Source organism: Micromonospora sp. NPDC049274 (assembly GCF_040678875.1).
In the GTDB taxonomy this organism is placed as follows: domain Bacteria; phylum Actinomycetota; class Actinomycetes; order Mycobacteriales; family Micromonosporaceae; genus Micromonospora.
Window position 1 is genome coordinate 150,856 of the sequence record NZ_JBFAQS010000015.1, and the last position, 20,328, is coordinate 171,183.

Below are 20,328 nucleotides of genomic sequence, written 5' to 3' on the forward strand. Positions count from 1 at the left end.
AGGACAATCGATGGTGGACCACAGGCCCTTCGGGCACACCGGCGTACGGGTCAGCGCGCTCACGCTGGGCGCGATGAACTTCGGTCAACGGGGCAACCCGGACCACGAGGACAGCATCCGGATCATCCACCGGGCACTCGACGAGGGCATCACCTCGATCGACACCGCGGACGTCTACTCCGACGGTGAGTCGGAGGAGATCGTGGGCAAGGCGCTCGCCGGTGGGCGACGCGAGGACGTCTTCCTCGCCACCAAGTTCCACGGCCAGGTCGGCGACAATCCGCAGCACCGGGGCAACTCCCGCCGCTGGATCGTCCGCGCGGTGGACAACAGCCTGCGCCGCCTGCGCACCGACTGGATCGACCTGTATCAGGCGCACCGGCCGGAGCCGGGCACGGACTTCGACGAGACGCTGGGCGCCCTCACCGACCTGGTACGCCAGGGCAAGATCCGCTACCTCGGCACCTCCACGTTCGAGCCGTCGGCCATCGTGGAGGGCCAGTGGATCGCGCAGCGGCGCGGCCGGGAGCGGGTGGTTAGCGAACAGCCCCCGTACTCCATCCTGGCCCGTGGTGTGGAACGCGAAGTCCTGCCCGTCGCCCAGCGCCACGGCCTGGCGGTGATCCCGTGGAGCCCACTGGCCGGCGGCTGGCTGTCCGGGCGCTACCACGCGGGGCTCGACGCCCCGATCTCCCGCCGCGCCGACCGGCTCCCGGCCCGGTTCGATCCGCGACTGCCGGCCAACGCCGCCAAGCTGGTCGCCGTCGAGAAGCTGTCCGCCCTCGCCGACGAGGCCGGGCTGTCCCTGATCCACCTGGCGATCGCGTTCGTCCTGGAGCACCCGGCGGTCACGTCGGCGATCATCGGGCCGCGCACCCTGGCGCACCTGGAGTCCCAGCTCGGCGCCACGAAGGTGACGCTGTCCGCGGACGTGCTGGACCGCATCGACGCCATCGTCGCGCCCGGCACCACGCTCAACCCCGCCGACGCCGGCTACCAGCCGCCCGCGCTGACCGATCCGGCGTACCGCCGTCGCGGCGGGTCGTCGACGCCGCCGGCCCGGGTGACCCCGTGAGCGACGGACCGGCACAAACCACGCCGACCCCGCACCGAACCTCCGAAAGGAAAACCCCCACCATGGCCCTGCTCACCCGTCGTGGCTGGCGCCGCGGCGCGGCCGGGATCGCCGCCGCCGCGCTGACCGCCGGCATCTCCCTCGCCGCGCCGGCCACCGCCGCCACCGCCGCGATCGACACCACCCTCGAGTGGTACGACGTCACCGCGACCGCCGTCGCGACCGGCACCCGACCGCAGGTGACAAACAACCGCGCGTGGGCGATCAGCTGGCTCGCCGCGGCCCGCGCGGTCCGGACCGCGCCCGCCTCGCCTGCCTACCAGGACGCCGCGCTGGCGTCCGCCGTGCACACCGCGCTGAGCGCCCTGATCCCGGACGCCACGCCCACGCTCGACGCGGCGCTGCGCACCACGCTCGACCGGATCCCCGACGGCCGCGCCAAGGACCGTGGGCACGCCGCCGGCCAGCGCGAAGCCCTCTCGCTAGTCGCCGAGCGGTCCGGCGACGGGCTCGACCCCGCCTCCGTCAACACGCCCTACCCCGCTCCCCCGGCCGCACCGGGGATCTGGCAGCCCACCCCACCGAGCTTCACTGCCGCCCAACAGGCCGGAAACCGGTTCGCCACGCCGTTCCTGCTCGACCGCGCGGACCGGTACCGCCTCGGGCCGCCGCCGACGCTGGGATCGGCGCGCTACCGCGCCGACATCGCCGAGGTCCGGGCCTACGGCGCGGCCGACAGCACGGTACGCACACCGCGGCAGACCGACACGGCGACGTTCTGGCTCGGCTCCTCGCTGACCCTCTACACAGGCATCCTCCGCGCCGCACTCGCCCAGTCCCCCCGATCGACCGCCGGGCGGGCGGCTCTCGTGGCCGTCTTCCACGTCGCCCTCGTCGACACCCAGATCGCGACCTCCGACACCAAGTACGCCTACCTGCGCTGGCGGCCGGTCACCGCGATCCGGGCCGACGGCGACCCCGGCTGGACGCCGCTGCACGACACCCCCGCTCACCCGGACTATCCCAGCGGGCACAACACCTACGCCGGGGCCGCCGAAGGGGTGCTCACCGCCCTGACCGGGGCCCGGGCACGGGAGGCGTACACCATCTCCAGCCCCACCCAACCCGGCGTCACCCGCACCTACACCGACTGGCATCGGCCCACGCAGGACAACATCGACGCCCGCGTGTGGTCGGGAATCCACACCCGTACGGCCGACGAGGCCGGCGTCCGGCTCGGCCGGGACGTCGCCGCGCACACCGTCCGCACCGCGGCCCGCCTGTTCGCCTGATCCTGCGCACCGGCGGGGCGGCACGTCGCCGCCCCGCCGGCCACGCCCGGTTCCACCTCCAGGAAGGCCGTCGCTGATGAGCGCTCAATTCCTCTGGTACATCCCGAATCAGGTCGAGCCCGGCCATCGCGGCGACGACGTCGTCGAGCACCACAACAGCCTGCAGACCCTCACCAGCCACGCCCGAGCCCTTGAAGAACACGGGTGGGACGGCGCGCTCCTCGGCACCGGCTGGGGACGACCCGACACCTTCACCGTCGCCACCGCGCTGGCCGCCCGGACGACGACGTTCCAGCCGCTGATCGCGATCCGCCCGGGCTACTGGCGGCCCGCCAACTTCGCCTCCGCCGCCGCGACGCTCGATCACCTCAGCGGCGGCCGCGTCCTGATCAACATCGTCTCGGGCAAGGACAACCTGGCGGCGTACGGCGACGGCGAGGGCGACCAGGCCCACCGCTACGCCCGCACCCGCGAGTTCCTCCAGCTCGTGCGCAGACTCTGGACCGAGGAGAACGTCACCTACCGGGGCGAGCACTTCCGCGTCACCGGCTCCACCGTGGCGCTGCGGCCGGTCGTCCGAGGCGATCGCCGGCATCCCCGGCTCTACTTCGGTGGCGCCTCCCCCGCCGCCGAGGAGGTGGCCGCCACCGAGGCCGACGTCCAACTCTTCTGGGGCGAGCCGCTCGACGGCGTTGCCGAGCGGATCGAGCGCCTCCGGCTGCTCGGCGAGAAGCTGGGGCGCGAGCACGCCCCGCTGGAGTTCGGGCTACGGATCACCACTGTGGTGCGCGACACCACCGAACAGGCGTGGGCCGACGCCGAAGCCAAGGTGGCACAGATGGCCGCGGGCCACGGCGTCGCCGGGCGGGACCGGACCTGGCGGGCCGCCGTCGGTCAGCAGCGGCTGCTCGACCTCGCCGCCCGCGGTGACGTGCTCGACGACAACCTCTACACCGCACCCGGCAGGTACGGCGGCGGCGGCGCGGGCACCACCTGGCTGGTCGGCTCCGCCGAGGATGTGGCGAGGTCGCTGCGGAGGTACCAGGCGCTGGGAGTCACCCACTTCGTGCTCTCCGACACGCCCTACCTTCCGGAGATCAGACGCCAGGGCGACCACCTGCTGCCGCTGCTGCGCGACTGAGCCGGGCTGCCCGCGGGCCGGAAGCGTTGGACGCGGTGCGGGGAGGCCGGATCACTGTCACCCCACCGCCGCCGCGTCCGACGCACCGGCCGGCTCACGCACGGCGGCGAAGCGCAGCCGGTGGTAATCGGCGTACCAGCGACCGTCGCGCAGCAGCGTCGGCGCGGCCAACTCGTTGATCCGCGCCAGGACGGCCTCGCGCCGGTCCGCCGGCACATGGCCGATCAGGGACGCGCCGAACATGACAACCCAGTCGGCGACGCCGCGCGGACAGTCGGTCAGCTCGGTGGGCCGAGCGAAGTAGTCCATCCGCAGCACCTGGAAGCCGTGCTCCTCCAGCAGGGTGGCGTACTGCCCGGGGCTCGGGAAGTACCAGGGCATCCGCACGCCCTCGGTCAGGCCCAGCTCGGCGAGGGCGGTACGGACGGCGGCGAGGATCCCGGCCACATTGTGTGCGCCGCCGAACTCCGCGACGAAACGCCCACCGGGACGCAGCGCGCGACGGACCGCGGCGACGACCTCCGCCGGACGGGTCATCCAGTGCAGCGCGGCGTTGGAGAACACCGCGTCGACCTGCTCGTCGATCCGGAAGTCGTGGCCATCCGCGAGCAGCACGCCCGATCCCAACCGGCCGGTGGCCGCGGCGACCATGGCGGGGTCACCGTCGACAGCGATCACCCGGGCACCGCGCGCCGCGATCGTGGCGGCCAGCTCACCGGGTCCGCACCCCAGGTCGAGGACGGTCTCGCCGGGCAGCGGGGCGAGCAGATCGACGACACCGCCGGCCAGCGCGGACACGTAGCCGAACTGACTGTCGTAGCGGTCGGCGTCCCACCCGGTTGAGGGCTGGGACTCGTGGACGGAGTGCTGTGTCATCGCGTCATCCTCGATCGATCTGCTGAAGGCTCTGCCCGGCCGACGCCCACACCCCCGGGACGTCGGCGTCGAGCCGGGCGAGCGTGAACCGGCTTCACCTCGCTCCGGTCACGGTAAGCCCACCGGCCGCGCCGCCGCGCGGACGCGACCGGGTGGCTGAACGTGAATCTCGCCTGAGCCGACGGTTCTCCCCCTAGGTTCGGTGCGCAGGACGCAGTCGAACCGGGGAGAGACGTGGACAGCTATCCGGCGATCGAGGATCACGGACTCATCGGCGACCTGCAGACCGCCGCGCTGGTGACGTGTGACGGAACGGTCGACTGGTTCTGCGCGCCACGCTTCGACTCGCCGAGCATCTTCGCGGCCCTGCTGGACAAGGACAAGGGCGGCTACTTCCGCATCGCGCCACACGACGTCCGGTACGTCACCAAACAGCTCTACCTCCCCGGCACCCCCATCCTGATCACCCGGTTCATCAGCGCCGACGGGGTGGCCGAGGTGATGGACTTCATGCCTGTCACCGGCGAGCGGGCCACCGACGCGCACCGCCTGGTCCGCATCGTCACCATGGTCCGCGGCAGCATGCGCTTCCGGGTGGAGTGCCGGCCCCGGTTCGACTACGCCCGGGAGGAGCATCAACTGGAGCGCCACCGCAACGGCTACGTCTTTCGCGGCCGTACGGCATCGCTGACCTTCAACCCGGTCGACCCCACACGGCGGTTGATCTCCGAACATGGCGACATCCACCTGGAGGGCGGCGACCTCGTCGCGTACGGCACCCTGAACGAGGGCGACACCGGCGGCGTGGTCCTGGAAACCGGCGCCACCGAGCCGCGGGTCATCCCGGCGGACGAGATCCAGGGCATGTTCGAGTGGACCCGGGACTACTGGCGGCGCTGGCTGGAACGCTCCCGCTACACCGGCCGCTGGCGGGAGATGGTCGAGCGTTCCGCCATCACGTTGAAACTCATGACGTACGCCCCCACCGGCGCGATGATCGCCGCGCCCACCGCCGCGCTGCCCGAGCTGGTCGGTGGCACCCGCAACTGGGACTACCGCTACACCTGGGTCCGCGACACGTCGTTCTCGGTGCACGCGCTGCTCGGCCTCGGCTTCACCGAGGAGGTCAGCCGGTACATGGACTGGTTGGACGAGCGGATCCGCGAGGCCGGCGACCTCCAGGATCCACTGAAGATCATGTACCGGGTGGACGGCTCGTCCGACCTGCACGAGGAGGTCCTCGACCACCTGGAGGGCTACCGCGGCTCGCGGCCGGTCCGGATCGGCAACGGCGCGGCCGACCAACTCCAGCTCGACATCCACGGCGAGGCGCTCTACGCCATGCATCTCGCCGACGAGCAGGGCATCCGCGTCTCGCACCAGGTGTGGAAGAGCACCGTCCGACTCGTCGACTGGCTCTGCACCCACTGGGATCAGGCCGACGCCGGCATCTGGGAGAGCCGCCACCACCCCCGCAACTACACCTTCGGGCGGGTGATGTCCTGGGTCGCGCTGGACCGGGCCGTCCGCCTCGCCATGCGGACCGGCCGGCCCGGCGACATCGCCGGCTGGACGGCGCAACGCAACCGCATCTACGATCAGGTCATGGCCCGCGGCTACGACCGGGGCCGCGGCACCTTCGTGCAGGCGTACGGCGAGACCGTGCTGGACGCGGCGTTGCTCGCCATGCCGTCGGTAGGCTTCGTCACGCCGAGTGACCCACTGTGGCAGTCGACCCTGCACGCGATCGAACGCGAACTCGTCTCCGACAGCCTGGTCCACCGCTACGACCCGGTCCACTCCCCCGACGGCCTCCCCGGCCACGAGGGCACCTTCAACATGTGCACCTTCTGGTACGTCGAGGCGCTGGCCCGTTCCGGCCGCCTCGACGACGCCCGACTCACGTTCGAGAAGATGTTCACCTTCAGCAACCACCTCGGCCTCTACGCCGAGGAGATCGCCGCGACCGGGGAGCAGATCGGCAACTACCCCCAGGCGTTCAGTCACCTCTCGTTGATCAACTCAGCGCTGACGCTCAACGACCTGCTCGACACCGAGGCCGACGCCCGCAGGCGCCGGTAGCACGAGCACCGCGGCCGACGAGACCTCTCAGGCGACGGCGAGGGCCATGCGACGGACCGCCTCGGTGATCAGTTCCGGCGCGGTGGCCAGGTTCAGCCGGACGTGACCGCCACCGCCGGTGCCGAAGGTCGTACCGGAGTTGAGCGCCACCCGGCCACGGTCGAGGAACACGGCTGCGGGGTCGTCGCCGAGGCCCAGGGCGCGACAGTCGAGCCAGGCGAGATACGTGGCCTGACCGGGCTGATAGCGGATGGCCGGCAGGTGCTCGGCGAGCAGCGCGGCGAGGAGCCGACGGTTGTCGTCCAGGCCGGTCAACAGGGCGTCGAGCCACTCGCCGCCGTCGCGGAAAGCGGCGGTGTGGGCGATCACGCCGAGGTGGCTGGTGCCGATGCTGACCCCGATGGGGACGCGGCTGAGCTCCCCGGCCGCGGCCGGTCCGGCAACGAGGAGTCCACCGCGCAGGCCGGCCAGGTTCCACCCCTTGGAGGCGGACATCAGCGACAGACCGTTCTCCGCGCCGGGCACCGAGAGGTACGGCACGAACCGCGCTCCCTCAGCCACCACCGGAGCGTGGATCTCGTCGGCGACCACTCGCACCCCGTGCCGTTGGGCCAGACGGGCGACGGCTGTCAACTCGTCCCCGCTGTGCACGACGCCTGTCGGGTTGTGCGGGCTGCACAGCAGGTACGCCGCCGGCCGTCCACCGGCGCGTGCCTGCCGGAACGCGTCGTGAAGCGTGCCGAAGTCGATCCGCAGGTCCTCGCCGAGCGGCGCCTCCACGATCCGGCGGTCGGCGTGCGCCACGGACTCGTAGAACGGTGGGTAGACCGGGCAGTTGACGATTACCGCGTCCCCCGGCTCGGTGACCAGTCGCAGCGCCTCGACGACGCCGTGCATCACGTCGGGCACCAGCGCGGTGCGCTCCACGGCCAGCCCGTCCCAACCCCACCGCCGCCTGGCGAACTCCGCCAGGGCCTGCGGGTACGCCGTGCCGGCGGTGTAACCGGTGTCGCCGCGCGCGACGGCGTCGGTGATCGCGCGCGCGACCGGCTCGGCCAGCGGCACGTCCATCTCGGCCACCCAGAGCGGCAGCACGTCGTCGGGGTACTCCCGCCACTTGAGGCTCGTTCGTTGCCGGAGCTGGTCGATCGTGAGCTGGCGAAGGGGATTCACCGCGTTTCGAGCACCACTCAGCACACCACTCATGGCCGAAGCCTATTCGGCGAGCCTTCGTCGCGTCGGACGCCCTGCACGCCGCAGTCGACTACGCGGTGTCGCGCGTGGACCTCGTTCGCGCCTCGAGGGCGGTGATCACGCCGATCATGTCGATCGCGCCGTGGCCGCCCTCGACCGCTTCCTGATACAGCTCCCGACTCGCCCGCAGGAGGGGATGCGCCGTCCCCGTGGCCACGGCGGCGTCCTCGATGAGGCGAGCGTTCCGGAGGACGTCGGCGATCGCCGCCTGGGGGGCGAGGTCACCTTCGGTGAGCTTCAGCGCCTTGCCTCGGGAGACGACGGACGCCATCGGCCCGGATTCGAGCACGGCGCGCAGCACCTCCGTGTCCGCGCCGGTCTGCGCCGCGAAGTGGAACGTCTCGGCCAGACCCGTCACCATGGTGATCAGGAACGTGTTGACGGCGAGCTTCATCGACAGCGCCGCCGGCACTGGGCCGCACCGGAACCGCTGCGCGCACATCGCGTCGATGAGGGGTTCGACCTGCTCGATCGCCTCGTCGTCGCCGGCGAGCATGGCCACGAGCGTTCCCTCCGTGGCGGGTCCGCGCGACCCCGACACCGGCGCCTCGACGTACCGTCCGCCGGACTCGCCGACCTCCACGGCGAGCCCTTGGGAGTACGCGGTCGTGAAGGTGCCCATCCCGACGATGGTGTGCGCGCGTACCCGGCGGACGAACTCGTCGGTCCCCCGCCCGAGCACGGCGTCGACGGCCGCCTCGTCGCGCAGCATCAGGATGACTGTTTCCGCCGCGTCGAACACGCCCGCGAGGTCGTCGGCCGCGCGCGCTCCGGCGGCGACGAGTTCCGCGACGGGCCCGGGTGTACGTGCCCAGACGATCACGTCGACGCCCGCGTTGACGAGGTTCGTCGCCATGGGCACGCCCATGATGCCGAGCCCGACGAATCCCACCGTGCGAGCACTCATCCCGGCCACCTGCTTCCCGTCGCGCTGTCGGTCACGCTAGTGTCCACGTCCCACAACCGCGATGCCACGTTCGCCCTGGTGAGAAATCAGGCTGCCGGCTGTTTGTCACGAACGACCTTGGGTAGGCGCGCCCGATGAGCGGGCCAGACACGAACCTGAGCACTCGGTCGGACACCAGCCGCGCCGTGGCGTTCAGCGATGCCATCTTCGCCATCATCATCACGCTGCTGGTCCTGGACCTCCGGGTGCCCGACGTTCCACCCGGCCGCCTCCTGTCCGGCCTGCTCGACCAGTGGCCGTCGTACGTCGCGTATCTCGCGTCCTACTCGTACGTGGCCGTCGTCTGGCTCAACCACAAGGCGGCGTTCAACCGCATTCGAGAGGCCGATCGCGGCCTGCACTGGGTGAACCTGTTCGTGCTGTTCACCACGGCGCTGCTGCCGTTTCCGACGATTGTCGTGTCGCACGCGCTGCAGGAGCACAACAACGCAGACCAGCGGGTGGCCATCGCCTTCTACGCGCTGATCGGCGCGTTGCTGTGCGCGACGTGGCTGGCGTTCTACCACTACCTGGCCCGCAACCCCGACCTGTTGAAGGACCAGGGCAAGGGCGGCTTCTTCCACGTCGAGCGGTTCCGTGCCCTCGCCGGGGTGGTCCTGTACGTGCTCGCGGGGCTGGTCGGCTACCTGGTGGCGCCCTTGATCGGCCTGGTCATCTTCCTCCTCCTACCCGTCTTCTACGCCATCACCAGCGCCGGCCTGTACCAGTTTCCAGTGGCCCGCCGGATCACCCACCGCCCTCCGCCAACCGACTGAGGGCGAGCAGATCACCGTTCCACCCCGTGAACGCCCGGTACCTACAGCATCTCGAGTGGTTGCGGGCCGGCCGGCGGCGGGAACGCCGTGTCGAGTGCCGCCAGGTCCTCCTCGGTCAGCTGCACGTCGTGCGCTTCGGCGTTCTCCCGGGTGTGTTCGGCCTTGGACGATCGGGGGATGGCCGCGACCATCTCTTGGCGCAGCAGCCAGGCCAACGCGACCTGGGCGGCCGTGGCCTCGTGCCGCGCGGCGACCTCCGCGACCTGGGGGTGGCCGAGCAGTCGACCCTGCTCGATCGGGGAGTACGCCATCACCGGGATGCGGTGCTCGCGTAGCCACGGCAGCAGGTCGTACTCGGGACCGCGGCGGGTGAGGTTGTAGAGGATCTGATTCGTCGCGCAGGCGCTTCCGCCCGCATCGAGGAGATCGGTCATGTCCGAGAGATCGAAGTTGCTCACACCCCACTGCCCGATGTCGCCGGCGTCGACGAGTTCGGCGAACGCCTCGATCGTCTCCGCGAGTGGATGCGAGCCGCGCCAGTGCAGCAGGTAGAGATCGATGTGGTCGACGCCGAGTCGTTGCAGGCTGCGACGGCAGGCCTGCACCGTTCCCCGTCGACTGGCGTTGGACGGCACCACCTTGTCGACGAGAAAGACGTCGGCGCGTCGTCCGGCGATCGCCTCGCCGACGAGTTCCTCGGAAGCGCCGTCACCGTACATCTCCGCGGTGTCGATCATGGTCATGCCCAGGTCAAGCCCGGCGCGCAGGGCGGCCATCTCGTCCTGTCGTCTCTCGGGGCGGTCGCCGAGGTACCAGGTTCCCTGGCCCAGCGCGGGCATGGTCTGACCGGAGGGCAGCTCGATCGCGCCGATAGCGAGAGTCATGTCGACCTTTCCGGAGGCTCGAATGCCGTCAGGTGCCTGCGTTACCCGCTGGGACAGGCAGAACACCCTCGCAGCCGCCACCTTTCGCGCGCCGACGCGGGCAGGTGAGCGCCCTGGTGCGGCATTCGGTGGCCGTTTGCTGCTGCCCGTACCCGGGAAGGCGACCGCGAGCGAGACGCCGCCGACGGGGCGGCGCCGCGAAGGGAGGCCGCACACGATGGCACAGAGCCAGCAGCCGTTGACCGGCAAGCGAGTCGCTTGCCTCGCCGCCGACGGGGTCGAGGACGTGGAGTACACCCAGTCCCGGGCCGCCGCGGAGCAGGCAGGAGCCGAGGTTCACCTGATCTCGTTGCAGTCCGGCGAGATCCAGTCGATGAACCAGGACATCAATCCGGCCAACCACTATCGGGTGGACCGGACCGTGGACGAGGCCAATGCGGCCGACTACGACGCCCTGTTGCTACCGGGCGGGACGGTCAACCCCGACCGGCTCCGGATGAACCCGCAGGCGATGGACTTCGTCCGGGCGTTCTTCCAGCAACAGAAGCCGGTGGCGGCGATCTGCCACGGCCCCTGGTCGTTGGTCGAGACCGGCATGGTCAACGGCCGGACCGTCACCTCGTTCCCCAGCCTGCGCACCGACATCCGCAATGCGGGCGGCAACTGGGTGGACCAACAGGTGCAGGTCGACAACGGCCTGGTCACCAGCCGCAACCCCAGCGACCTTCCGGCCTTCTGCGCCAGGATGGTCGAGGAGTTCGCCCAGGGGGAACACGTACGCCAGATGGCGACAGCCTGATCCGCTGGGCCCAGGGCCGGGAGGAGCAGGCCGCGGGAACCCACTGAGCGCCAGAATCAGCCCTACCCAGACCACCCTTTATGAAAGGGTTTGTACCTGACGGCGCCAATCATCGGCGGCACTCACAGGAGCAGGTCAAGCGACAGGGGCGGACATGAGGTGGCTGATCGGCGGAGCGGCAGTGGTGGCCGGCGGGATGCTCGCCCGGCGCCTTCTCGGCGCGACGGGCCAGAGCAACGATCGCCGGCAACAGGGTCCGGTACGGCGGCGCGGGCCGCGGTGGCACGTGGCGACGGTGAACCGACCAGCCAGTGACGTCGCCCCGGGCGGGCGCCTCCCCGAGCCGCTGGCCGGGCTTGGCGACGCCGTCGAGGTCCAGCTCCGGCCCGCCGCCGGCGACCGAGGGACCGAGATCGCGGTACGGCTGCGCGACGGTGCCCGAGTCCCTGCCGCCACCGCGGCCCGACGGGTCACCGGCCGAGATCCCGAGCAGGCGATCCGGGCCGCGCTGCGAGAGTCGAAGCAGCTGATCGAGACCAGTGAGGTCCTGCACCCGGACTATCCACCCACCACCGAGCCGACTCCGATGAACAAGCCACTGCGGATGGCCACCCAACAGGGTCGGCGGGAGGGACGACTGTGAAGGCGCTGGTCTGGGAGGGAGCCAACGAGCTCGCGGTGCGGCAGGTTCCGGACCCGCAGATGCGCAACGAGCAGGACATCATTGTCCGGGTCCGTCGGACGGTGACCTGTGGTTCGGACCTGCACCTGCTCGGGGGGTACATCCCGTTCATGGAACGTGGCGATGTCCTCGGGCACGAGTTCCTCGGCGACGTCGTCGAGGTCGGTCCGCAGGTACGCAAGCACAAGGTGGGCGACCGGGTCGTCGTCTGCTCGTTCGTCTCCTGCGGCAAGTGCTGGTACTGCCAGCACCAACAGTTCTCGTTGTGCGACAACGGCAACACGAACCCGATGATCACCGAGAACGTCTGGGGTGCCGCGCCCGGCGGCTGCTACGGCTATTCGCACGCGCTCGGGGGCTTCGCCGGCAGCCACGCCGAATACATTCGCGTTCCGTACGCCGACCAGGGCGCCTTCACCGTCCCGGACGAGGTGAGCGACGAGCGTGCGCTGTTCGCCTCCGACGCCGCGCCGACCGGCTGGATGGGCGCCGACCTTGGCGGGGTCAAACCGGGTGATGTCGTGGCGGTGTGGGGCGCCGGTGGGGTGGGGCAGATGGCGGCCCGCGCCTCCGTGCTGCTCGGTGCCGACCGGGTGATCGTCATCGACCGACTCGACAACCGGCTCGAGATGGCCCGGACGCACCTCGGCGTCGAGACGCTGAACTACGAGCAGCAGGACGTCAGCGGCGAGTTGCTGGAGCGCAGTGGCGGCCGGGGCCCGGACGTGTGCATCGAGGCAGTCGGTATGGAGTCGCACAGCAGCGGCCCACAATTCTTGTACGACCAGGTAAAGCAGCAGTTGCGGATCGAGTCCGACCGGCCGATCGCCGCCCGGGAGGCGATCTACAACTGCCGCAAGGGCGGCAGTGTGTTCGTGCTGGGCGTGTTCGCCGGCCTGGTGGACAAGTTTCCGCTCGGAGCGGTGATGAACAAGGGGCTGACGCTGCGCGGCGCACAGCAGCACGGACAGCGCTACATTCCCATGCTGCTGGAACGGATGGCCCGCGGCGAACTCGTCACGGAGCATCTCGCGACGCACACCATGTCGTTGGACGAGGCGCCGCGCGGCTACGAGATGTTCAAAAAGAAGATCGATGGCTGCGTACGGGCCGTCTTCCAGCCCACCAGCTGAGCGGCTCGACTCGGGCCGATGCCCACTCAGCTTCCGCTGTGGGGCTGCCCGTGCTTCTCGTCCCGCCAGCCGTCGGGTTCGGGATGGTAGCCGTAGGCGGCGGCGCGGACCGTCTCCTCGTTCTCCAGCCCGGAGCCGATCGCGCCACCCACGGTGGCCAGTGAGCTGGTGATCCAGGCAAGTGTCAGGTAGTCGGCGAAGTCGACCGGCCGCTGAAGAGTCTGTTCCAGCACGGACGTGTCGATCAGCAGCGCCCCGACGAGCACCGTTCCCACGAACAACACCACGTAGGACACCGCCGTGGCCAGCGTGAGAGTGAGGACCGTACCCAGGTTGAACAGCCGAGCCAGCTCGACAGGCGTCCCATGGTCCGGCTTCTCCCACAGGTCATGCGCGACGATCAGCCAGGCCACCAACGCGGCCAGCCCGAGCAGCATGATCACGGTAAGCCGGAGTCCGCCGAGCGCGTCACCCATCTGCCAGATGGTGTCCGTGGTGAGCGCGAACGCGGCCGTGCCGAACGCGCCTACCAGTAGCTTGGACAGGCCCAGCAGGGCGCGCCCCGGGCGGTTGGCGCGGACCATTCCGGTCAACAGCCGCGCCCGGCCGAGCAGCCCCGAGGCGACGTAGCTCAGTTCCCCGCCGTCGGTCTCGCCGACCACCTTGTGAATGGCGGGAATTCGGCGTGCCATCTCGCCCGGCGCCCAGCCCGCCGGCTGCACCCGCTGGTCGGAAGCGTCGGTCAGCACCCGGCTCACCAGGTCCGGGACGGCCGCCCGGGCCGCGCGCAGCTGATGCAGTCCCAGCGCGGGCAGGGACACTACCGCGACTCGGCGCCGGGCCGAGGTCTGCGCGACAAGCGGCATCCGCGCGGCGTGCAGTGGCAGATCGGTCAGGCATATCGCGATGTCCCAGTGGTCGTCGGCACGCCGTTGGGCAAGATCGTCGAGCAGCGCCTCAGCGCCGCCGTCGCGGCGCGGCGCCACCTCGCCCCAGCCCTCCCGGACAGTCCACCGCACGTCCACGTCCACCCGGTCGGCGAGTCGGGCGGCCAGCTCGGCGGTGAGCGGCGCGGCCACCCGGGCCGGGTGGTCAGGTGGGGTCGCCACCAGTCCGACGACGATCTCCGGGCGGTGCTCTTCACTGTGGGTCACCGGTGCTCCTCACCGCTAGCCGGGCTCGTCGTTCGTGGTCGCCGACGCTGGCCGTGGCAGAGGCCGTGAACCCCAGCAGCGCCCTAACCGCGACCGTCGGGGTGCAGCAGAACCTTGGTCCAACCGTCGTTGCGGGCATCGAAGTTCTGGTACCCCATTGGCGCCTCGTCCAACGTGAGCTCGTGGGACACCAGGAACGAGGGCTTGGCCTTGCCTGACGCGATGAGATTCATCAGCTGCCGGTTGTAGGCCTTCACGTTGCACTGCCCGGTGCCCATGCTCTGCCCCTTGAACCAGAACATGCCGTAGTCGAACGGCACCTTGCCCTGCTTCTGCAGCGGGTCCGGCGACCCGGGGTCCGCCGTGATGTACACACCGACCACGCCGATCGTGCCCCCGAACCGCACGGAGTGCACGAGGTTGTTCAACGTCAGCCCCGACCTCTCCTGGCCCTGCGGATCGTGCGCCTGGTAACCGACGGCCTCGCAGCCGCGGTCCGCGCCCATCCCGTTGGTCTGCTCCAGGATCTGGTCGACAGGTGATGCTGTGGAGTCGTCGATCGGGATGGCCCCGATCTGCTCCGCAAGACGCAGGCGGTCCGGATGGCGGTCAACCACCATCACCTTGTTGGCACCCTTGATGATCGCGGAGTAGGCGGCGAGCAGGCCGACCGGTCCGGCACCGTAGACCGCCACGTTGTCACCGGGCCGTACGCAGGCGAGTTCGGTCGCGTGCCAACCGGTCGGGAAGATGTCGGACAGCATGACGTAGTCCTTCTGCCTGCTCATGTCCCGAGCGTCCGGCGACAGGACCAGGCAGTTGAAGTCGGCCCAGGGCACCCGCAACAACTCCGCCTGACCGCCGCTGTAGGGACCCATGTCGGCGTAGCCGTACGCCGCGCCCGCCATTCCAGGCGCCGGGTTGGCCACCAGACAGAACGCGGTCAGGCCCTGGTTGCAGTTGGCGCAGAACCCGCATGAGACGTTGAACGGCAGGCACACCATGTCGCCGACCTTGACCAGATCGACCCCATCGCCGACCTCGATCACTTCGCCCATGTTCTCGTGGCCGAGCACCCGGCCCGGCTCCATGTCCGTGCGTCCGTCGTACATGTGCAGGTCGGAGCCGCAGATGTTCGTCGTCGTAATCCGGATCAGGGCATCCGTCGGTCGCTCGATCTTCGCGTCCGGAACTTCCTTGACGCTGACCGTCCTGGGGCCCTCGTACACAACAGCCTTCATCTGCTCCCCCGTGAAGAATCCGCCCACCGCGTGAGCACCGCCCTTGGTGGCGTTCACATCCTCGCAGAGCAATCCGACCCTTAAGACCGGTTTACACCACCCGGTCCGGCCCAGCCAGTTGGCCCAGGTGAGCGACTGGCGTTCCCGATATTCGCCTCTTTGGACCGGATCCGATGACACCCTGTACCGGTGAACGGCCTCTGATGCATACCGCGTTGATCGTGTTGGCTGCGCTGGCGGCGGCCGTGCTCGTGGACCTGGTCGCCGGCGTGCTGATCCGCCGAGTGGCCCGCGGCCGCTACCGGTGGTTGCTGGAACCGTTGCGGGACGCGTGTCGCCGCCCGGCGGCCGCGGTCCTGCTGTTCGGCGCGCTGCACTACGCGCTACCGCCCGGACCGGCCGATTGGCAGCGTCATCTGCGGCACGCCAGCCTGCTGGTGCTGATCGCCGCCAGCGCGTGGCTGCTGATCAGAACGTTGAGCGTCATCGAGACGGTGTCGTTCAGCAAGCTGCCGAGCGATCTGGTCACCAGCCGGCGCATCCGACGGGCCCGCACGCAGATCCGCCCCGTGCGGCGGCTCACCGTCGCCGTGGTCACGATCCTCGCGATCGGCCTGATCCTGATCACCTTTCGGCCGGTACGCCTCTTCGGCATCTCGGTGCTCACGTCGGCGGGCGTGGTCGGCGCGTTGATCGGTCTCTCCGCCCGAACGGCGCTCGGCAACGCGTTCGCCGGCGTCCAGGTCGCCTTCGCCGACGGTCTGCACGTCGGCGACGTACTGGTGGTGGACGGCGAGTGGGGCCGGGTCGAGGAGGTGAAGCTGACCAACGTGGTGATCCGACTCTGGGACGAGCGGATGCTCATCCTGCCGACCACCTACTTCACCGAGCGGCCGTTTCAGAACTGGACCCGGAACGAGTCCCGAGTCGTCGGCAAGGTCCAGATCCATGTCGACCACACCACCGACCTGGATGACCTGCGCCGGGAGGCGCGCCGGCTGGTCGAGTCCTCACCGCTGTGGGATCGCCGCCAGTGGGTGCTCCAGATGGTCGACTCCACCCCGCAGACGGTGGTCATCCAGGTACAGGCCTCGGCCGCCGACGGCGCCAGCGCCTGGGACCTGCGCTGCGACCTGCGCGAGGGACTGGTTCGCTACCTGCGCGACAGTCATCCGCAGTGGCTGCCCCGCGCCCGCAACCAGTACCAACCCTGACCGAGCGCCGCATCACCCGAGCACATCGAGGGGCTGTCAGCACGAACCCGCTACAGGCGCGGCCCAGCTCGGGAAAGGCGGCCACCTATCGGCCCGCGCACCCCTGAGCCAGCTGAACGACGGTGGCCCCGCCCCGTTCGGGCGCGCTCGCTCGGGTCGCGTCCGCACACGCCCGAGGTACGCGAATCCGGCATGGCGGCTTCCCGGCGTATCGCTCAACGACCTAATGCCTCCGGTCGGACTGTCGCGGCTCGCGTCCAATCGGAGCACAGCGCGGTCGGCAGCATCGGTCGGATGGGCGGCAGGCGTGGGCGGGTAAGCCTGGCGCGGCGATAGGGTGACGCGATGTTCTCCGTCGGAACGCGTGACGCGATCCGGGAGCGGTTGCTCACTTCAGCCGCAGGTGACCCCGCCGTCGTCGGGGCCGCCATCACCGGATCCCAGGCCGTCGACGGTGGCGACCGATGGTCGGACATCGACCTCGCGTTCGGTATCGACGGACCGCTGGATGCGGCGATGCGCCACTGGACGGACCTGCTCTACCGCGACTTCGCCGCCGTCCATCACTGGGACGTGCCGTCCGGCTCGACCGTGTATCGGGTGTTCCTGCTTCCCGACATGCTCGAAGTGGACCTCGGGTTCACTCCGGCCGCCGAGTTCGGCCCGCGCGGCCCGACCTGGCGTACCGTCTTCGGGCAACCCGCAGAGGCGACGGAGGAGCCCACCCCCTCTCTGCGGACTCTTGCCGGGTTGGGTTGGCACCACGCCCTGCACGCGCGGACATCCATCAAGCGTCACCGCCGGTGGCAGGCCGAGCAGTGGATCGGCGCCCTCCGCGGCCAGGTTCTCGCCCTGGCCTGCCTGCGCCTCGGTCACCCCACCAGCTACGCGAAGGGCGTACACCTCCTTCCCCCGGAGGTGACCGCGCCGCTGGACGCCACCCTCGTCCGTGCGCTCGACGACGCCGAACTCACCCGCGCCCTCGCCGCCGCGACGGCGGCGCTGATCGCGGAACTCACGCTCGCGGATGCGGCCCTGGCAGCCCGACTCGCCGCCACCCTCAGCGGCCGTACGCCTCCAACAGCCGCAACCACACCTCGCTGACCGTCGGGTACGCCGGAACCGCATGCCACAAACGGTCCAGCGGGACCTCACCGACGATGGCGATCGTCGCGGCGTGGATCAGTTCCGCCACGTCCGGCCCGACGAGAGTGAGTCCGACGATCACCTTCCGGTCCTCGTCGACGACCATCCGGGCGTGTCCCTGGTAGCCATCCGCGTGCAGAGCGGACCCGGCGACGGCACCCAGGTCGTAGTCCACGACCCGGATGCGCAGCCCCGCCGCCTCGGCCGCAGCCGCCGTCAGGCCCACCGACGCGACCTCCGGGTCGGTGAACACCACCTGCGGCACCGCGCGCTCGTCCGCCGTCGCCACGTGCCGGCCCCAGGGACCGTCCTCGACCGTGGCGCCCGTCGCCCGGGCCACGATCACGTCGCCCACCGCCCGCGCCTGATACTTGCCCTGATGGGTCAGCAGCACTCGCCGGTTCACGTCGCCCGCGGCGTACAGCCACTCTCCCCCGCCGACGACGCGCAAGGTGTCGTCGACCGCTAGCCACGCACCGGGGGCAAGCCCGATGCGGTCGAGGCCGATGTCCTGTGTGTTAGGTGTACGACCAACCGCCACCAGCACCTCGTCGGCCTCGATCTCCTCGCCGGAGGTGGTCTCGATGCGGACGGTTCCGTCGTCGTCGCGCCGGACGGACGCGGCCTCCGCGCCGAGGCGTACCGAGACACCGGCCTCGCGCAGCGAAGCCGTGACCCGCTCACCGGCGAACGGCTCCGCCGACGGCAACACGCCATCGCGCACCAGCATCGTCACCGCCGATCCGAGTGCGGCGAACGCGGTCGCCATCTCGGCCGCCACCACACCGCCGCCGATGATCGCCAGTCGACGGGGAACCGACCGGGCCGAAGCGGCCTCACGGCTGGACCACGGGGCCGCCGCACGAAGACCCGGGATGTCCGGCACCAGAGCGCTGCTGCCGGTCGCGACGACCACCGCGTGCCGCGCGGTCAGCGTCGTGGTGACGCCGTCGACGCCTGTCACCTCGACAACCCGGGCGGAGCTGATCCGTCCATGACCACGGTGCAGCGCGATGCCTGCCGACTCCAGCCAGGACACCTGCCCGTCGTCCTGCCAGTGCGACGCGAAGGAGTCCCGCCGGGCCAGCACCGCAGCCGCGTCCAGCTCTCCCGTCACCGCCTCACGCGCACCCGGCAGTTGGCGAGCCGCCCGCAACGCGGACGCGCTGCGCAGCAACGCCTTGGTCGGCATGCAGGCCCAGTACGAGCACTCGCCACCGACCAACTCCCGCTCGACGATGGCAGCGGTCAGCCCACCCCGCACGACCCGGTCGGCGACGTTCTCCCCGACCGGACCGGCACCAATCACCACGACGTCGTACTCGATGGCTGTCATGTCAGTTGCCCTTCGCCGCACGGCCGAGCCGGACCGCCGCGATGAGGAAGAAGATCGCGCCGGGAATCGCGTAGCCGGCCGCGTTTGTCAGCGACGGGTGATCCGCGGAGGCGCCAACGATGAAGGACCCACCGGCCAGAACCGAGATGCCACCGCTGATGATCATCGGCCACTGGCCGCCCATCCTCCGACGGGTGACCCCGACGATCAACTGCACCAGACCGGCGACGATCGCCCAGGCGCCCCAGACGCGGAGGACAGCGGGTACACCCGACGCGGCCGCGACACCCACTCCGACCGCCGAGATCAGGCTCACCGCGATGTTCACGTACAGCAGGGTCGGCGAGCCGGTGGTCCGCGACGAACGAAGGTCGTAGATGGCGGCGCCCACGTCGAACAGCGGGTAGAGCACGAACAGCGTCACCGCGAGCGGGCCGATCTCTTTGGCGGTGGCGATCGTCACGAGTGCCCACACGATGGCGAACGCGAAGCGGACGAAGTACAGCCGCCGCAGTGCGGACGCGGTCCGGGAGATGCCGGGCGAAGCAGCAATGGTGGTCACGGGTGACCCTTTCCACGGAGAGGTGGTAGACCGAACGTTCTGTCCACCAAGCATGCCAGCACCGACCCTCTCCGTCAAGACCGACCGTTCTACCCACCTGGCCGTTAGGATGGGGGTATGACGCGCGACAAACCCGACACTCGGCCCTCCGAGGCGCGAGCCCGGCTTCTCGCCACGGCGACCCGGATCTTCTACTCGGAAGGCATCCATTCCGTCGGCATCGACCGGATCATCGCCGAGGCGAAAGTGACCCGCGCGACCTTTTACCGACACTTTCCCAGCAAAGACGATCTCATCCTCGCCTACCTGCGTGAGGTCCATGGAATGGAGCGCGACGCGTTCGACGTCGCCATCGCCGACAACTCGTCGCCCGTCGACCCACTCCTGGCCATTGCCGGCTCGATCGCCCAGAACATCCAGTCCCCCGGGTTCCGGGGATGTGCGTTCCTGAACGCCGCGGCAGAATATCCCGGAGTGGAACATCCCGTACGCCAGGAGATCCTCGCCCACCGGCAATGGTTCCTCGACACGCTCAGCACGCTGATGGCGCAGGTCGACAAGGAAACGGCCGACCCCGCCGCGCGCCATTTCGTCATGCTCCGCGACGGCGCCATGGCCGCCGGATGCCTCTTCGACCCCGCGCTGGTGTCCGAGACCTTTCTGCGCGGCGTCGAAGGACTTCTTCGGGTCAATACCGAGCGCCAGTCGACCGGATCCGCCGGCTAGCACCACCCA

General features: G+C 70.2%; 19 protein-coding genes. 11 read left to right on the forward strand and 8 right to left on the reverse strand.

The features are described 5' to 3' along the window. Positions 1–13: 13 nt before the first annotated feature. The 3 genes from AB0K10_RS25345 to AB0K10_RS25355 all read left to right on the forward strand — a co-directional run bounded on the left by AB0K10_RS25345 (position 14) and on the right by AB0K10_RS25355 (position 3,508). On the forward strand, positions 14–1,075 hold the full coding sequence (locus AB0K10_RS25345) for an aldo/keto reductase (RefSeq protein WP_363687418.1): 1,062 nt from the start codon (positions 14–16) through the stop codon (positions 1,073–1,075). Positions 1,076–1,137: 62 nt separating this feature from the next. After that, positions 1,138–2,367 (forward strand): vanadium-dependent haloperoxidase, encoded by a 1,230-nt coding sequence (locus tag AB0K10_RS25350; protein ID WP_363687362.1) that lies wholly within the window; start codon positions 1,138–1,140, stop codon positions 2,365–2,367. A gap of 76 nt (positions 2,368–2,443) precedes the next feature. Beyond that, a complete protein-coding gene (locus AB0K10_RS25355; RefSeq protein ID WP_363687364.1) occupies positions 2,444–3,508 on the forward strand; it encodes an LLM class flavin-dependent oxidoreductase in 1,065 nt (354 codons plus the stop codon). Positions 3,509–3,565: 57 nt separating this feature from the next. Here AB0K10_RS25355 and AB0K10_RS25360 read toward each other — a convergent pair whose 3' ends face one another. Beyond that, positions 3,566–4,384, reverse strand: coding sequence for a methyltransferase domain-containing protein (locus AB0K10_RS25360; protein ID WP_363687366.1), 819 nt, complete (start codon positions 4,382–4,384; stop codon positions 3,566–3,568). A gap of 234 nt (positions 4,385–4,618) precedes the next feature. Here AB0K10_RS25360 and AB0K10_RS25365 point away from each other — a divergent pair, with 234 nt between their 5' ends. After that, entirely contained in the window at positions 4,619–6,466 is a 1,848-nt protein-coding gene (locus AB0K10_RS25365; RefSeq protein ID WP_363687368.1) for a glycoside hydrolase family 15 protein, read from the forward strand. A 27-nt stretch (positions 6,467–6,493) separates the two neighbouring features. Here the strand turns inward: AB0K10_RS25365 and AB0K10_RS25370 are convergent, their stop codons facing one another. Continuing rightward, positions 6,494–7,672, reverse strand: a complete 1,179-nt coding sequence (locus AB0K10_RS25370; RefSeq protein WP_363687370.1) for an aminotransferase class I/II-fold pyridoxal phosphate-dependent enzyme — start codon at positions 7,670–7,672, stop codon at positions 6,494–6,496. A 58-nt stretch (positions 7,673–7,730) separates the two neighbouring features. Continuing rightward, complete coding sequence (locus tag AB0K10_RS25375; protein ID WP_363687372.1) at positions 7,731–8,627, reverse strand: NAD(P)-dependent oxidoreductase; 897 nt, start codon at positions 8,625–8,627, stop codon at positions 7,731–7,733. A 134-nt stretch (positions 8,628–8,761) separates the two neighbouring features. Here AB0K10_RS25375 and AB0K10_RS25380 point away from each other — a divergent pair, with 134 nt between their 5' ends. After that, on the forward strand, positions 8,762–9,442 hold the full coding sequence (locus tag AB0K10_RS25380; protein WP_358157344.1) for a TMEM175 family protein: 681 nt from the start codon (positions 8,762–8,764) through the stop codon (positions 9,440–9,442). Positions 9,443–9,483: 41 nt separating this feature from the next. On the opposite strand, the gene AB0K10_RS25385 is transcribed toward AB0K10_RS25380, so the two are convergent. Beyond that, positions 9,484–10,326 (reverse strand): aldo/keto reductase, encoded by an 843-nt coding sequence (locus AB0K10_RS25385; RefSeq protein ID WP_363687374.1) that lies wholly within the window; start codon positions 10,324–10,326, stop codon positions 9,484–9,486. Between the two features lie 217 nt (positions 10,327–10,543). Between AB0K10_RS25385 and AB0K10_RS25390 the strand changes: the two genes are divergently transcribed. From AB0K10_RS25390 to AB0K10_RS25400, 3 genes are all read left to right on the forward strand, one after another. Next, positions 10,544–11,125 carry a type 1 glutamine amidotransferase domain-containing protein gene (locus AB0K10_RS25390; RefSeq protein ID WP_358105572.1) on the forward strand — a complete coding sequence of 194 codons (582 nt, stop codon included), beginning with the start codon at positions 10,544–10,546 and terminating at the stop codon, positions 11,123–11,125. Between the two features lie 154 nt (positions 11,126–11,279). Continuing rightward, the gene (locus AB0K10_RS25395) at positions 11,280–11,768 is read left to right on the forward strand and encodes a hypothetical protein (protein ID WP_358157335.1); all 489 of its coding nucleotides are present in this window, start codon (positions 11,280–11,282) and stop codon (positions 11,766–11,768) included. After that, positions 11,765–12,940 (forward strand): zinc-dependent alcohol dehydrogenase, encoded by a 1,176-nt coding sequence (locus AB0K10_RS25400; RefSeq protein ID WP_358157332.1) that lies wholly within the window; start codon positions 11,765–11,767, stop codon positions 12,938–12,940. Before AB0K10_RS25395 ends, AB0K10_RS25400 begins: the two co-directional genes overlap by 4 nt. 26 nt (positions 12,941–12,966) lie before the next feature. Here AB0K10_RS25400 and AB0K10_RS25405 read toward each other — a convergent pair whose 3' ends face one another. Both AB0K10_RS25405 and AB0K10_RS25410 read right to left on the reverse strand, forming a co-directional pair. Then, positions 12,967–14,094 carry a hypothetical protein gene (locus AB0K10_RS25405; RefSeq protein ID WP_363687377.1) on the reverse strand — a complete coding sequence of 376 codons (1,128 nt, stop codon included), beginning with the start codon at positions 14,092–14,094 and terminating at the stop codon, positions 12,967–12,969. 83 nt (positions 14,095–14,177) lie between these two features. After that, positions 14,178–15,515: a glutathione-independent formaldehyde dehydrogenase gene (locus tag AB0K10_RS25410; protein ID WP_363687379.1), complete on the reverse strand. Its 1,338-nt coding sequence runs from the start codon at positions 15,513–15,515 to the stop codon at positions 14,178–14,180. Positions 15,516–15,538: 23 nt separating this feature from the next. Between AB0K10_RS25410 and AB0K10_RS25415 the strand changes: the two genes are divergently transcribed. Continuing rightward, positions 15,539–16,549 (forward strand): mechanosensitive ion channel domain-containing protein, encoded by a 1,011-nt coding sequence (locus AB0K10_RS25415; protein WP_363687381.1) that lies wholly within the window; start codon positions 15,539–15,541, stop codon positions 16,547–16,549. Between the two features lie 345 nt (positions 16,550–16,894). Further along, positions 16,895–17,653 carry a hypothetical protein gene (locus AB0K10_RS25420; RefSeq protein WP_363687383.1) on the forward strand — a complete coding sequence of 253 codons (759 nt, stop codon included), beginning with the start codon at positions 16,895–16,897 and terminating at the stop codon, positions 17,651–17,653. Here AB0K10_RS25420 and AB0K10_RS25425 read toward each other — a convergent pair. Together AB0K10_RS25425 and AB0K10_RS25430 are read right to left on the reverse strand one after the other, a co-directional pair. Beyond that, positions 17,610–19,031, reverse strand: coding sequence for an NAD(P)/FAD-dependent oxidoreductase (locus AB0K10_RS25425; RefSeq protein WP_363687385.1), 1,422 nt, complete (start codon positions 19,029–19,031; stop codon positions 17,610–17,612). The two genes, AB0K10_RS25420 and AB0K10_RS25425, sit on opposite strands and share 44 nt — an antisense overlap. Before the next feature lies 1 nt (position 19,032). Beyond that, positions 19,033–19,593 (reverse strand): hypothetical protein, encoded by a 561-nt coding sequence (locus AB0K10_RS25430; protein WP_363687387.1) that lies wholly within the window; start codon positions 19,591–19,593, stop codon positions 19,033–19,035. 117 nt (positions 19,594–19,710) lie between these two features. Between AB0K10_RS25430 and AB0K10_RS25435 the strand changes: the two genes are divergently transcribed. Next, positions 19,711–20,319: a TetR/AcrR family transcriptional regulator gene (locus AB0K10_RS25435; protein WP_363687389.1), complete on the forward strand. Its 609-nt coding sequence runs from the start codon at positions 19,711–19,713 to the stop codon at positions 20,317–20,319. Positions 20,320–20,328 lie beyond the last annotated feature (9 nt).